This is a genomic window from uncultured Veillonella sp., assembly GCF_900545205.1.
Taxonomy (GTDB): Bacteria; Bacillota; Negativicutes; order Veillonellales; family Veillonellaceae; genus Veillonella.
In genome coordinates this window covers 38,264-52,921 of the sequence record NZ_UQYC01000002.1, presented here as the reverse complement: position 1 = coordinate 52,921, position 14,658 = coordinate 38,264, and the positions used below count along the sequence as shown (strand labels likewise).

Genomic DNA, 14,658 nt, shown 5'->3' with positions numbered 1-14,658 from the left:
CAAAATGTCTTCGTACTATTGCTGCAGGCGATGAAGTGCAAATTGGTCAAGTTAAGGTTGGTTTTATCCAAACAAACCACTCCATTCCTGACTCTTGCGCTGTGTACTTTGATACACCAATCGGTACTGTACTTCACACAGGTGACTTTAAAATCGACCAAACCCCAGTTGATGGCCGTTTGATGGATATGCACAAATTTGCTGAGCTCGGCAATAAAGGCGTATTGGCCTTGATGTCCGACTCTACAAACGTTGAAAAACTAGGTACTACAGGTTCCGAAAGCTCCGTAGGCCCTGCTATTAAACAAGCTGTTGGTGAAGCGAAAGGCCGCGTTGTATTGGCTACATTCGCATCTAACGTATCTCGTATCCAACAAGCTATTGATGCGGCAGTTATGTTCAACCGTAAGGTTGTTGTTATGGGCCGCAGCATGGTAAATGTTACAGAAATCGCTCAAGAACGCGGTTACTTGAACATTCCACCAAATACAATCATCGACGTAGATGTAATGCACAACTACACTGATGATCAAATCATGATCTTAACAACAGGTTCTCAAGGCGAACCAATGGCAGGCTTGTCCCGTATGGCTACGAGCAATCACCGTACTGTAGAATTGGCACCGAATGATACTGTTATCATCTCTGCTACACCAATTCCTGGTAACGAAGGTGCTGTAGGTAGAACCATCGATAACTTGCTTCGCCTAGGTTGTCATGTAGTATACGGTAAAGATCGTGGTATCCACGTATCTGGTCATGCGAGCCAAGAAGAGCTTAAAACAATGCTTAACCTTGTTCGTCCAGAATACTTCATCCCAGTTCATGGTGAGTACCGCATGTTGCGCCGCCATGGTGAACTTGGTGTAGCTATGGGCGTAGATCCTAAGAAAGTCCTTATCGGCGACAACGGTCAAATCTTTGAGTTCGATAAAGATGGCGGTCGCAAAGCCGGTCGTGTACAAGCTGGCGCTATCTTCGTAGATGGTCTTGGCGTTGGTGACGTAGGAAACATCGTTATCCGCGACCGTCAACAATTGGCTCAAGAAGGTATGGTTATCGTTGTTATGGCGATGGACAAAGCTTCTGGTACAATCGTAGCTGGTCCAGACCTCGTGTCTCGTGGCTTCGTATACGTACGCGATGCAGAAGAACTTATGATTGCTGCAGAACATCGTGTAGACCAAGTCCTTGAAGAATGCGAAATGCAACGTATCAAAGATTGGACTACTATTAAGCAAAACGTACGCGACGCGTTGGGGAAATTCTTCTATGATAAAACTCGCCGCCGTCCTATGATCTTGCCGATTATTCAAGACGTATAATCAAATACAATATATGAAAGTACCGCACCTCATGGTGTGGTACTTTTAACATGTTAAAAGGAACCTTTTAAATCTACCATAAATAGCGGTGCTATCGCATTTATCTACTACATAGGGTATTTGAAGTTACCTTTTTAAACTGTTATAATTAAAAGATACCAATTAATCTATCTTCTTTTATTTAGAATGGAGATTTATGAAACAAACAAATACAAGAGCGATGGTAGAGACAGCATTTGTATCGGCCATCGTTGTTATGTTAACCATAGTAGGTTCTACGGTTCCTATCCTCAGTTTGTTAGCGACCTTGGTTGCGCCAGCTGGGATTGCAATCATTGGTATCCGTTGGGGCAGCCGATATAGTTGTGCTGCATCAGTGGTAGCATTCGTTCTTGTTTCCCTTTTAGTAGGTCCATTAATGGCAATGGCGACCATCTTGGCATATTCCTTGCCTAGTATCTTCCTCGGTGAAGCTTTCAGAGCCAATTGGTCTTTTGGTAAGCTCATCGTTATACCAGCTATTGCACTTACGTTAACGAGCCTTATAGGGATTCTCGTGTCTGCAGGACTTACATCCTTTGATTTATCTCAGATTAATCATATGATTGATGTAGACCTTAAGAATGCTATTATTGAGTCTGTGAAACAGCAACCTATGGCGCAAGAGCAAATGAATGAGTATATTAACCGCTTAGATTTTGCTTTTGATCAAGCAAAGCGTATGCTGTTAGCGTACTGGTTTGCTGCCAATGTAATCGTAACCTATATTTCCGCTAAGCTTGTATGCTATATTGGTCGTCGTACAAATAGTGTTATGCGTACATTACCAACAATGGATACATGGCGCATGCCGATTTGGGGTGCTGGTGTATTAGCAGTAGGTATTATCCTTGCTTATGGCGGACAGTATCTAGGCTATGCTAATGGCATTCTTTCAGACGTAGGCCTCAATATTGCCTTATTTGGGGGCATGATATGTGGTCTAAATGGCATTACATGTTTGCTATCCATTATGAAGTCTTATAACTTGGCAGGCATCTTTAAGTTTGCTATTATAGGCTTTTTGTATGTGATGAGTCCTATGGCACTCGTTATATATGGTATTTTAGATATGTTTTTAGATATGCGAGTACGTTTCCAAAAACGTAGCTTGTAATAGAAAGGAGGCCGTTATGAAATCCTTTCAACGAAAATGGGAAGGTTTAGAAGTTACCATTATTACCGTTATCGTATTGTTGTTATTGTTGCTGGCCTATTTGAACTGGGCTGTTGCAGTTTTAGCATTAATTATCGTAGTAGCGGCATATTTGGTTAACTACAATACCCTTCATAACCGGCGTCGTTTAGCAAGAGAACAGTTTGGGGCGATGATGAAAAACGTCACACAAGCTTCTAACTTTGCTTTACAAAATTTACCGATGGGCATTGTTCTTGTTAATAAACAAGGCACCTTGGTATGGAATAATAGCGTCTTTGCAGACTGGGTTACAGTAGACTGGAATAAACTTCAAAAAATGTCTGCTCTATTGCCTGGATTCCGTATCGATAAAATCTGGGGCAAATCCGGATATATGACGGAGAAATATGATGAAAGATATTTCCAAATTATCTATAAATTCATCGATCCTCGCGATACGCGACCAGATATTCATAGTGAAGATGAATTGGCTGAACATGCAGTCATGGCTCTGTACTTTAAGGACATTACGGCTCTCGAAAAGGCCCGTATTAAAGCTGAAGAGGATCAGCCTGTATGGGGCATGATTCAAATCGATAATCTCGAAGAATTGACAAAAGGTCTTAGTGACCGCGAGTATACTAGCGTTTGGGCAGATATTAACAATATCATTATGGATGAAATTGACCGTTATGAAGGCTTTATTCGTAACTTCCAAGACGATATGTATACCTTTGCTATTTCTCGTGGCGCCCTTCATGAGATGGAGGAAAATGGCTTTAAAGTGCTTGAACGCATTCGTAAATTGCCGTCCCCTCGTCAAGTGCCAGCTACGATTTCTGTGGGGATTAGCGAGAATGTAGGCTCTGTAAAAGAGGTTTCTAGTCGTGCTCGTGCTGCCTTAGATATCGCATTAGGTCGCGGTGGTGACCAAGTGTGTATTATGGATGGTGAAAGTACCCGCTTCTTCGGTGGCAATACAGCTGGCGTCGAAAAGAATACGCGCGTTCGTGCTCGTGTGGTATCACAAGCTTTACATGAGCTTATGCTTGATTCCGATAAAATTCTTGTAATGGGTCACAAACGTGAAGACTACGATGCATTAGGTGGTATTATCGGTGTTGTAGCCATTGCACGTACCTTGGGTAAAGAATTGCGCATCGTGCTTTCAAAAGAAACGAGCGCCATCGATAAAATGGTGACTGTTCTTAAAGAAGATGAGTTCTGGACGGAACATATTATCACCCCTGATGCTGCGAAAGCGTGGGTAGATGCGAATACGCTTACTATCGTATGTGATACGCATCGTCAAGAAATGGTAGCCGCTCAAGAGGCGCTTGAAATTTCTGAACGACGCATCGTTATCGATCATCACCGTCGTGCAGCGGACTTTGTTGAAAATCCATTGCTTACGTATTTGGAACCAACTGCATCATCTACATCTGAGCTCGTAACAGAACTTGTACAATACGCAGGTGGTGGCGTGAAACTTTCAAAAGCTGAAGCTACAGGTATTTATGCAGGTATCGTATTAGATACGAAGAACTTTGTTCAACAAACTGGTGCCCGTACCTTTGAAGCGGCAGCATTCTTACGCCGTGCAGGGGCGGATATTGAAAAGGTTAAACAATTGTTTATTGAAACCTTCGATTCCATCCAATTGCGTGCTAAAATGGTATTTGAAGCCAGTCGAACTGAAGGGATTGCTATTTCCGTAGCACCGGAAGGTTTGAAGGATATGATGGCATTAGCTGCACAAAGTGCGGACATGCTCATCAGTAATGAAGATATTGAAGCAGCCTTTGTACTTTACTCGTTGAACGACGGCGGTATCGGCGTTAGCGCTCGATCCAAAGGCAAGGTAAACGTACAGGTTGTAATGGAAGCCTTGGGTGGCGGTGGTCACAGAACCGTGGCTGGTGCCCAATTACAAGGTATGACGATAGAGGAAGCGAAGAAGGCTATCTTAGAGCATGCTCTTGAAGCCCTTCATTCCGCTGAGAAAGAGGAGGAAGAACAATGAAAGTAGTATTGTTAGAAGACGTTAAAAAGGTTGGTAAAAAAGGCGAAATCGTTGAAGTTAGCGACGCATATGGCCGCAATGTATTGATCAAAAAAGGTCTTGGCCTTGAAGGTACAGCAACTAACGTAAATAATGCGAAACAAAAACAAGAATCCATTGCTCACCACAAAGTTGTAGCGAATGATGAAGCTAAAATCTTGGCAGCTCAATTGGCTAAGGTTGAAGTAACTGTAAAAGTTCGCATGGGTGAAGAAGGTCGTGTATTTGGTTCCGTTACTGCAAAAGATATTTCCGACGCAGCTAAAGCTCAATACAAAGTAGATATCGATAAAAAGAAAATCGAAATCAAAGAACCATTGAAAACATTAGGCGTACATGATGTACTCGTTCGTGTTCATCCTGAAATTACAAGTACTATCAAGGTTAACGTAGTAGCTGAATAATAGTGTTCACCATGCTCTTTGAGTATGGTGAATTCTTTTATCCATAGTGGTTTTATAAAGGGGATTATCATGGATGTACGCATTCCACCGCATAATTTAGATGCGGAAAAAGCCGTTTTGGGGGCTTTATTAACGAATGGATCCAACTCGGGTGCCGTTGTCGATACGGTAACGAGTATTCTAAAATCTGAAGACTTTTACCGCGATGCGCATCGTATTATTTATGATGCTATCTTAGAAATCGTGCATGCTAACAAGACGGCGGACTTTATCACTGTTGGTGAAGAGCTAGATCGTCGTAAGCGTCTCGATGCGGTAGGCGGTCTTGCATATATTACATCTTTGGCTAATGAATCGGTGTCCTACAATGTGGAGGAACATGCGAAGATCATCAGTGAGAAAGCTCAGTTGCGCCGCCTTATCGATGCAGGGAATAAAATCGTAGGCATGACGTACGCTGGCGAAGATGAGCCAACGGCTATCCTTAACAAGGCGGAACAAATGGTACTAGACGTAAGTGGTCAAACACAGTCTGAATCATCATTTGCTCCTATTGGGGAGGTTGTATTATCTAACTTAGATAAATTAAATGCATTGCAACAGCATGATGGTGCTATTACAGGCGTTCCAACAGGCTTTAAAGATGTAGACCATGTCTTCAATGGTTTACAAAAATCTGACCTCATCCTCGTAGCAGCCCGGCCTGCGATGGGGAAAACGGCTTTCACCTTGAACATCGCCCAAAACGTAACGATGTTATACGACAAGACTGTAGCGTTCTTCTCCCTAGAAATGGGCAAGGAACAGCTCGTTGGTCGTATTCTATCCTCCGTGGCAGGTGTGAGCTCCGAAAAACTGCGCCGTGCGAACATGGACCCTACTGACTGGGAAAAGGTTATCGCCGCTGCGGACCGCATGAGCAAATCCAAGCTCTTTATCGATGATACACCAGGCCTTACCGTGCAAGATATGCGCTCTAAATTGCGCCGTCTTAAGGTAGAACATGGTCTCGATCTCGTTATCGTCGACTATATTCAGTTGATGCAAGGCCGCAACTCCGGTAAGGGCAGCGAGAACCGTCAACAAGAGGTATCTGAAATCTCTCGTAACCTCAAATTGATCGCCCGTGAGTTCAATGTGCCGCTCATCGCCTTATCTCAATTGTCTCGTAGTGTTGAAAGCAGACCAGATAAACGGCCTGTACTGTCTGACCTTCGTGAATCTGGTTCTCTTGAACAAGATGCGGATATCGTTATCTTCTTGTACCGCGATAAATATTACGATGAAAACTCGGAAAAAGGGGACAATGCAGAAGTCCTCATTCGTAAGCACCGTAATGGTTCCGTCGGTACCGTGGAACTCCAATTCATTGGGGAATTAACCCAATTTAGAGACGTGGAATTCCGAGATATGGGGCCGGAACAATAATGAAAACTATCGGGCCGTGTCTATATTGATGGGGCCCGACTTTATTTCGACAACTTAGTTACAAAAAAGCACCACCTATCTCGTGGCTCCAAACGACGCGTAAGTCGCCCCTCGATAGGTGGTGCTCTTTTTGTATTACGTTAGCAAAATAAGTCCCATCAATATATAATAGAGCTAGATAGTTTTCAGTGTATTGCTGGGAAAGGAGCGTGTGATGGGTAGCGGCTTTGAGTTTTTTGTATTTTACTTCTGTTGTGTGGCTCTTTGGTTAATACTTAGTGGGTTGTATTTAATTATCAAACGATTTGTATTACGTCGCAATGGAACTCCAGTAACGATTGTGTCTATACTTCCACGAGTTATAAAGGAAATACCATTTGTAGCTCGTGGTATGGATAAATATATTTATGGTTATGATATTAAGTATATCTTGAATGGTGAGACTCATACTGCTGAAAGTGTAGAGTTTTATATTCCTTTTGCACCAACCAGTGGACCTATGGTTCAATTTAGTCCGACAGGTGTGCTTGCAAAAAATGGAGAAGTAAGTATAGATAATGTGACGATAACTATTGAGTATGGCGCTGTTTCAATTGTATTAGGGGGATTAGTGTTATTAAGTTTGTTTTGATAGAAATAAATTAGCTGTCTTTAATAGTCTGTTAAACATATGGCATCTAACATTAGATTATATATCTAGTGTTAGGTGCTTTTTATTTTTCTATAAATTTACCTTTATAATAACAAACATATGTTTGAAAATACTCAGCATTTTTGTTATACTAATCATAGAAATTATTCTTCTTGTGATTCTTGTAAAATCTAGTGATTTAGCAGTTTAAGGAGGTGTTGATATGGGTTCAGCTGATACGGATCGGATGTATATGTGCATTGATTTGAAGAGTTTTTACGCATCTGTGGAGTGCGCTGATTTGGGGCTAGATCCGTTTACAACGCCTTTGGTGGTGGCCGATGGGTCTCGTGGCAAAGGGGCTATTACATTGGCTATTTCACCGGCTTTAAAAAAGTTAGGTGTTAAGAATCGCAGTCGCCTTTTTGAGATTCCTCCGCACATTGAATATTTAACGGTAAAGCCACATATGAAGCGGTATATGCAGGTATCCGCTCAGATTTATGGAACATTGCTCAAGTATGTGGCACCGGAGGATGTGCATGTGTACTCTATCGACGAGTATTTCATTGATATCACCCCCTACTTGCCACTTTACAAGAAAACGCCTCGTGAGCTAGCGCAGATGTTACTTGATGCGGTGCTAGAGGCGACTAATATTTATGCTACTGTTGGGATTGGCACAAATTTATTCCTCGCCAAAATTGCTCTCGATATCCTCGCAAAACATGCGCCTGATTTTATAGGGTATCTTGATGAAAGCCTCTTTAAAGAGAAAATTTGGTATCATCAGCCGTTGACCGATATTTGGCAGATTGGGAAGGGTATAGCCAATCGTTTGCACAAGTATGGAGCCTATGATTTACATGGCATCACCATGGTGCCAGAGACTAAGTTATATAAGGAGTTTGGCGTTAATGCAGAGCTCATTATCGATCATGCTTGGGGCCGTGAGCCGTGTACGATTGCAGATATCCATGCGTATCGTCCTATTAAGCATTCTATCTCGCATAGCCAGATTTTGTTGCGTAACTATACTTACGAAGAGGCCTACGTGCCTATGCGGGAAATGGTGGAGTCCTTGGTATTAGAGCTTTTACAAATCAAAGGGGTTACGAACCATATTCACGTCCATATCGGCTATGCAGATGAAATGGTGCGCTCCACAGGAGGCTCTAAGAAGCTTAAACAATATACAGATTCCCTACAGACGTTGACGGCGGCTGTTATTAAATTATATGAGCAGCATTGCCATAAAAATGAGCTCATCCGTCGTATTGGAATAAGCTTTGAGGATTTAGTAAATCGTTCCGCAATCCCTCAAGAGGAGGATTTATTTAGCGCCCTTACGACAGATACAGAGGAAAAGGAGCGACAAGTACAAGAGGCAATGCTATCCATCAAGGAACAGTTCGGCAAAAACTCTATTCTGCGCGCCTCTAGCTTGCAAGAGGAAGGGACTATGCGCTTTAGAAATACCTTGGTAGGTGGCCATAATGGGGAATAAATAGTGTAATGGATACAATGGCAATTGAACGAAGAACAGCAATTGAAAATAGATTAGTCGCATAAGGGGAGGTATACATTAATGAAACATCGTATGTCTCGTTTACAACGGGCGAAACAATTTATGCCCTTTGCGGCATTGAAGGGATTTGAGGCTCTATTGGCAGCGGTAGCAAAGCCAAAGGAAGCTCAAATAGAGCTATCGGAGGATCAAGTAGATGAGTTAAATAAGGTTTTACAGACTATACATTGCGGAGAATGGGTGCGAATTGTTTACTACAATAAACAAAGATATACAGAGCTTATAGGGGCTGTTGATATGATTAGTGCGCAAATGCAAATTATATCTGTTCAAGGCATAGATATTCCCTTTAGATCTATTAAGGAATTGAATCTGTATGATATGACAATATAAAGAGTTGTCTTTATATATGGTTTAAGGGCTAGAGTTAAGGTGTGATTCGGTATACAATGATGAAAAGGGTTGTAATTTAATTATATTCTCGTATAAAAATACCCTATATGATTAGCTGTTATATGACTATATATACTCTTTGTATTGTTTTATGAGAAAGGCGGTATCTGTAATGCATGAGGTCATATCATTACTTATCAATCGCTATGATTTTTTCCTCCAGTTGTTATGGGAACATATAGAAATTTCAGTATTAGCTTCTGTTATTGCTACCATCATCGGTGGATTATTGGGTGTGTTTATATACGAATATAAACGGCTAGCTGCGCCCGTTATGGTAGTGGTTAATTTCCTATATACGATTCCATCTATATCGATGTTAGGCCTTTTGTTGTATGTATCGGGTGTTGGTAATACGACCGCTATCATTGCATTGGTTATCTATGCCTTATTACCGATGGTACGAAATACATTTACTGGTCTTAACCAAATTGATCAAGCTATGTGTGAAGCGGGAATTGCGTTAGGACTTACGCGGATTCAACGTTTGTGGAATATAGCGATTCCCTTGGCCATGCCGACTATTATGGCTGGTATACGGACTATGCTCGTTATGACCATTGCCTTGACAGGTATTGCATCTTTTATTGGTGCTGGTGGCTTAGGTGTGGCGATTTATAGGGGGATTACAACAAATCAAAGTGCTTTGACAATTGCAGGCAGTCTACTGATTGCCCTATTAGCCATTACCGTTGATGCTCTCTTTTCTCTAGGTGAAAGAGTAACACGTATTAGCCCTCATATGAAGCGCTATACGATTATATTTGTTTCGATTATGACGATAATTGCGATGGGTATAGGTGGCTGGGCTATGTATTGCCATCATGTGAAGACTGATGTTATTCATATTGCAACGAAGCCTATGACTGAACAGCTTATTTTGGGGAATATCTTAAAAGAATTAATCGAGAAGAAGACTGATTTAACCGTAGAGGTTACAGAAGGTGTCGGTGGTGGTACATCAAATATTCAACCAGCTATGCTTTCTGGCCAATTTGATATATATCCTGAATATACTGGTACGGCTTGGTCTGCTGTGCTAAAACGTACAGATACGTATGATGAAAGTCTATTTAATGAGCTTTCACAGGCCTATAAAGAGAAATATAATTTTGAGTGGGTCGGCATGTACGGTTTTAATAATACCTATGGCATAGGGGTGCGTAATGAAATTGCTCAGAGTTATGGCGTAAAAACGTATTCTGATCTTGCTCGTATAGCACCATCCCTAACATTAGGAGGGGAATATGATTTCTTTGGACGTGAAGATGGCTATGCTGGATTACAACGCGTGTATGGCATGAGATTTAAAGCTACTAAAGATATGGATATAGGGCTAAAATATACGGCTATTAGTCGTGATGAGGTGGATGTAATGCCGATATTCACGACTGATGGTCAATTAAGTATCGCACCGATTACGGTGTTACAAGATGATAAACATTTATATCCATCTTATATGTCTGGTAATGTGGTGCGTAGCGAAGTATTGATTGCTCATCCTGAACTGCGCCCTGTATTAGAAAGTTTGAATCATACGATTACAGATCAAGAGATGGCGAAGATGAATTACGCCGTTGAAACGGAACACCAACTGCCAGCTGATGTAGCACATAAATTCCTGGTAGAACGAAATTTGATATAAGGTGAATATAGTTAGAACTAAAGTAAATAAAATTTGATATATGTTGAATATGATTTTGTATTGACATTTAATCTCCTTTGATGTAATATAAACATATGAACAGATATTCATATAAATAAAATATCTGATGAAAAATGTTTAGGAACATATATAACAAGATATGAAACAAGATATGTCTAATAAGTATTAGAAAAATATTACCTATTAATTTACAATACAGGATAGAAGATTTCACTATTATCAAAGGAGATATCATGGAAGAAACATTGCTATTGAAGGATTTGAACTGTCCGAACTGCGCAGCAAAAATTGAAGATCGTATCCGTAAAATGGATGTGGTAGAGACTGCAAATTTCACACTTGCTACACATCAATTAAAATTAACCGGCTCTTGGGAAGACCGTGAAGCTCTTAAACGTGACATTCAAGACATTTGTGATACCATCGAAGAGGGCGTAACCGTAGCAGATTATGAACGTAAATCTAAAGCGGCTATGAATGATCATGGTTCTGACCAGGATCGTGGTAGTGATGCTGTAACAATTGCAGTCATCGTAGCAGGCTTGTTATTCATAGCCTACGAAGGGTTGACTACAGTTGTGCCGTCTATCGGCTTGCCAGAGAGCATTGAAACACCAATTTACTATATTGCTTATATCCTTCTTGCGTTCCCAGTATTGCGTATCGCAGGCCGCAATATCTTAAAAGGCCAAGTGTTCGACGAGAACTTCTTGATGTCTATCGCTACATTGGGTGCTATTGCTATCGATGCATTGCCTGAAGCAGTAGGCGTTATCTTGTTCTACCGCATCGGTGAGTTCTTCGAAGAAAAAGCAACTGACCGTAGCCGTACAGAAATCATGAATGCAGTTGATATGCGTCCTCAAGAGGTGCGCGTTGTAGATACATGCTGCGGTGGTGAAATCGTAGTTATGGCGCCTGAAAAGGTTGAGGTAGGCTGGACTATCGAAGTTCGTCCTGGCGATTTAATTCCTCTAGACGGTACTGTTCTTGAAGGTGAAACACGCGTTAATACAGCTCCTGTAACAGGTGAACCTGTACCGGTTCGCGCTGTACCTGGCACTCAACTTATGTCTGGTTGTATCAACGAATCTGGTCGCATTACAATGCGTGTAGATAAGGTTCTTGAAGAATCCATGGTTACTAAAATTCTTGATGCCGTGGAAAATGCAGCATCTTCTAAACCTAAAATCGACCGTTTCATTACGCGTTTTGCTCGCGTATACACACCAATCGTTGTAGCTCTTGCATTGGCTGTAGCTATCATTCCATCCCTTATTACTGGTGAATGGCATAAATGGATCTACACAGCCTTAACATTCCTCGTTATTTCTTGCCCATGTGCATTGGTGCTTAGCGTGCCACTTGCATTCTTCTCCGGTATCGGCAATGCGTCTAAACACGGTATCTTATTAAAAGGTGGTCGCGTTATCGAGGCGTTGGCTAATGTGAAAGCAGTAGCTCTTGATAAAACTGGTACTATCACATCTGGTGAGTTCAAAGTTCACAGCGTAGAAACTGTAGGCTCTCATGTAAGTTCCAGTCAATTGTTATCCATGGCGGCAGCTATCGAAGCCGTTTCTACACATCCAATCGCAACAAGCATCGTGTCTGAAGCAAAAGATCAAGGCCTTACAGTGGAACCTTCTGATTTCGTTCAAGAGTTAGCTGGTGAAGGTATGGTGGGTATGACTGATGGTCAACAAGTACTTATTGGTAACCGTCGCCTTATGGAACGCTATAATGTGCAAGGCTATCCAACAGAGGCTGCTGAATATGGCACAGAAGTTCTTGTCGCAGAAGGTAATACATACTTAGGTCGTATCATCATCGCCGATGAAGCTCGCCCAGACTCTGCTGAAGCGATTGCTAATCTTAATGGTCAAGATATTAAAACTGTTATGCTTACAGGTGATGCTGAAGCAAGTGCAAATTACATCGCTAAAGAAACTGGCGTAAGTGCTGTTCGCGCTCAATTGTTGCCTCAAGATAAATTGTCCGTAGTACAAGATATTCGCTCTGAATATGGTCCAACTATGTTCGTAGGGGATGGCATCAACGATGCTCCAGTACTTGCAGGTGCTGATGTAGGTGGCGCGATGGGTAGTGGTGCTGATGCGGCTATCGAGGCAGCAGATGTTGTGTTCATGCGTCCATCCTTGACTGCTATTGCACATATCCTTGACTTGTCCAAAGCGACATTACGTGTAGCATGGCAAAACGTAGTATTCGCTATTGCTGTAAAAATCCTTATCATGGCGCTTGGCCTCATGGGCTATGCATCCATGTGGTGGGCAGTATTTGGTGATACTGGTGTATCCATCCTTTGTATCTTGAACTCTGTTCGTATCTTGCGCCGCAATTAGGTGAAAGCAGAGTTTATATCTCTGTAGAGGAACGAAATAAATTACATTCTCCTGATCTGAATGATTAGGGTTGATATAAATAACCTCTAGGTTAGTAACTGACTAACTTAGAGGTTATTTTATTGTGTGGATTAAACATTTACGATACTTTTACTATATACATTTGTACATCATAAATAGACATAAAACTGTATATGTATGTTCTAGATACACAAAACTTTCACAATTGAATTGAATAATAGCTATAAAATAGTATATAATTTATTAGATGATTACTATAAGTTCGTTGGAAGGAGGGATAGCATGATTACGGTGTATAAACATATAGAAGAAGAGTTAGTTTCCGATAGCACTGTATCAGATGCCACAAAAGGTTCTTGGGTAAATTTGGTGAACCCAGACCCCGATGAGTTATCCCTTATCAATATTTTGACGGAAATCCCAACGGACGTTTTAAAGACCGCTCTCGATATGGAAGAACGTTCTCACGTGGAGTTAGAGGATAACTACATCTTTATCGTTATTAATATTCCGGTTATCCGCGGTAACGATATGTATGATACAGTACCGCTTGGTATTTTCTTGACGCCAGACTTCTTCATTACTATCTGCTTAGAAGAGTCTGAAGTGTTGTATCCATTTATTTCTAATCAGATTTCTACGTTCTATACATACAAAAAGACGCGGTTCTTGTTCCAAATCTTGTATCGCACAGCAACTATGTTCTTGCGCTACTTGCAACAAATCAACCGCCGTACTGACGATATTGAAGTCCAATTGCGTCATACTACAAAAAATAAAGACTTCTTCCAATTATTGGAATTACAGAAATCCATGACATACTTTACATCTGCATTGCGCACGAATGGTACCGTTATGGAACGTCTATTGCGCTTGCGTGGTCATAGTTCCTATAAACATCTTCTCAAGATGTACGAAGAGGATGAGGACTTACTAGAGGACGTTATCATCGAGAATAAACAGGCCATCGAGATGGTTGAAATGTACTCCAATATCTTGATGAACATGATGAACGCCTTTACATCCATCATTTCTAATAACCTTAACTTGGTTATGAAAATGTTGGCGACCCTTACTATTGCTATGGCGGTGCCAACAATCGTATTTAGCTTGTGGGGGACAAACGTGCCGTTGCCATTCCAAGATGATCCACAGGGATTCTATGAGGTTATAGGTGTTGCATTAGTATTCTCTATTATTGCTATTATCGGTATGTGGAAAAAAGATTTGTTCTAATTTATGATAATTAGTGAATACTTAATTCAATAGTAAATAGTTGAACTATTAATTTAATAACAAATACACATGAAAAAGCTGGCTTTGAGCCAGCTTTTTTTCTTGTATGATATTACGTTGTTGCTTATTATTGGGCCAATCTGATATAATAATACCGTTATGGAGAGGTGTCCGAGTGGTTTAAGGAGCTGGTCTTGAAAACCAGTGACTCCGCAAGGGGCCGTGGGTTCGAATCCCACCCTCTCCGCCACAATTTAGAAAGCCCTTTAGGTTATGCCTAGAGGGCTTTTTATTGTATTTTGTTAATCTTTGAAGTTTGTAAAATACCCTGTATTTATAGTATGATTACTTTATATGTTTT

At 41.2% G+C, this 14,658-nt stretch carries 11 protein-coding genes and 1 tRNA gene; all 12 read left to right on the top strand.

Annotated features, from left to right (window positions below; genetic code table 11):
- Positions 1–1,325, top strand: a 1,325-nt coding sequence (locus tag QZR70_RS00435; protein WP_295792320.1) for a ribonuclease J, incomplete at its 5' end; no start/stop codon positions are given.
- Between the two features lie 196 nt (positions 1,326–1,521).
- Complete coding sequence (locus QZR70_RS00430; protein ID WP_295792318.1) at positions 1,522–2,481, top strand: DUF2232 domain-containing protein; 960 nt, start codon at positions 1,522–1,524, stop codon at positions 2,479–2,481.
- 16 nt (positions 2,482–2,497) lie between these two features.
- A complete protein-coding gene (locus QZR70_RS00425; protein ID WP_295792316.1) occupies positions 2,498–4,525 on the top strand; it encodes a DHH family phosphoesterase in 2,028 nt (675 codons plus the stop codon).
- A complete protein-coding gene (gene rplI / locus QZR70_RS00420; protein WP_105089868.1) occupies positions 4,522–4,968 on the top strand; it encodes a 50S ribosomal protein L9 in 447 nt (148 codons plus the stop codon). Before QZR70_RS00425 ends, rplI begins: the two co-directional genes overlap by 4 nt.
- A 69-nt stretch (positions 4,969–5,037) precedes the next feature.
- Positions 5,038–6,396 carry a replicative DNA helicase gene (gene dnaB / locus QZR70_RS00415; protein WP_039968875.1) on the top strand — a complete coding sequence of 453 codons (1,359 nt, stop codon included), beginning with the start codon at positions 5,038–5,040 and terminating at the stop codon, positions 6,394–6,396.
- A gap of 214 nt (positions 6,397–6,610) precedes the next feature.
- Complete coding sequence (locus QZR70_RS00410) at positions 6,611–7,027, top strand: hypothetical protein (protein ID WP_295792314.1); 417 nt, start codon at positions 6,611–6,613, stop codon at positions 7,025–7,027.
- A 223-nt stretch (positions 7,028–7,250) separates the two neighbouring features.
- Positions 7,251–8,534, top strand: coding sequence for a DNA repair protein (locus QZR70_RS00405; RefSeq protein WP_295792311.1), 1,284 nt, complete (start codon positions 7,251–7,253; stop codon positions 8,532–8,534).
- Between the two features lie 81 nt (positions 8,535–8,615).
- A complete protein-coding gene (locus tag QZR70_RS00400; protein ID WP_295792309.1) occupies positions 8,616–8,948 on the top strand; it encodes a hypothetical protein in 333 nt (110 codons plus the stop codon).
- A gap of 172 nt (positions 8,949–9,120) precedes the next feature.
- Positions 9,121–10,653: a glycine betaine ABC transporter substrate-binding protein gene (locus QZR70_RS00395; protein ID WP_119206772.1), complete on the top strand. Its 1,533-nt coding sequence runs from the start codon at positions 9,121–9,123 to the stop codon at positions 10,651–10,653.
- Between the two features lie 254 nt (positions 10,654–10,907).
- Positions 10,908–13,040: a heavy metal translocating P-type ATPase gene (locus QZR70_RS00390; protein WP_119206770.1), complete on the top strand. Its 2,133-nt coding sequence runs from the start codon at positions 10,908–10,910 to the stop codon at positions 13,038–13,040.
- Positions 13,041–13,343: 303 nt separating this feature from the next.
- Positions 13,344–14,297: a magnesium transporter CorA family protein gene (locus tag QZR70_RS00385; RefSeq protein WP_119206768.1), complete on the top strand. Its 954-nt coding sequence runs from the start codon at positions 13,344–13,346 to the stop codon at positions 14,295–14,297.
- Between the two features lie 161 nt (positions 14,298–14,458).
- Positions 14,459–14,547: transfer RNA gene (locus QZR70_RS00380), tRNA-Ser, on the top strand.
- Positions 14,548–14,658 lie beyond the last annotated feature (111 nt).

Coding starts and splice junctions, on each gene's coding strand:
- QZR70_RS00430 (WP_295792318.1), top strand. CDS start 1,522: ATGAAACAAACAAATACAAGAGCGATGGTAGAGACAGCATTTGTATCG.
- QZR70_RS00425 (WP_295792316.1), top strand. CDS start 2,498: ATGAAATCCTTTCAACGAAAATGGGAAGGTTTAGAAGTTACCATTATT.
- rplI (WP_105089868.1), top strand. CDS start 4,522: ATGAAAGTAGTATTGTTAGAAGACGTTAAAAAGGTTGGTAAAAAAGGC.
- dnaB (WP_039968875.1), top strand. CDS start 5,038: ATGGATGTACGCATTCCACCGCATAATTTAGATGCGGAAAAAGCCGTT.
- QZR70_RS00410 (WP_295792314.1), top strand. CDS start 6,611: ATGGGTAGCGGCTTTGAGTTTTTTGTATTTTACTTCTGTTGTGTGGCT.
- QZR70_RS00405 (WP_295792311.1), top strand. CDS start 7,251: ATGGGTTCAGCTGATACGGATCGGATGTATATGTGCATTGATTTGAAG.
- QZR70_RS00400 (WP_295792309.1), top strand. CDS start 8,616: ATGAAACATCGTATGTCTCGTTTACAACGGGCGAAACAATTTATGCCC.
- QZR70_RS00395 (WP_119206772.1), top strand. CDS start 9,121: ATGCATGAGGTCATATCATTACTTATCAATCGCTATGATTTTTTCCTC.
- QZR70_RS00390 (WP_119206770.1), top strand. CDS start 10,908: ATGGAAGAAACATTGCTATTGAAGGATTTGAACTGTCCGAACTGCGCA.
- QZR70_RS00385 (WP_119206768.1), top strand. CDS start 13,344: ATGATTACGGTGTATAAACATATAGAAGAAGAGTTAGTTTCCGATAGC.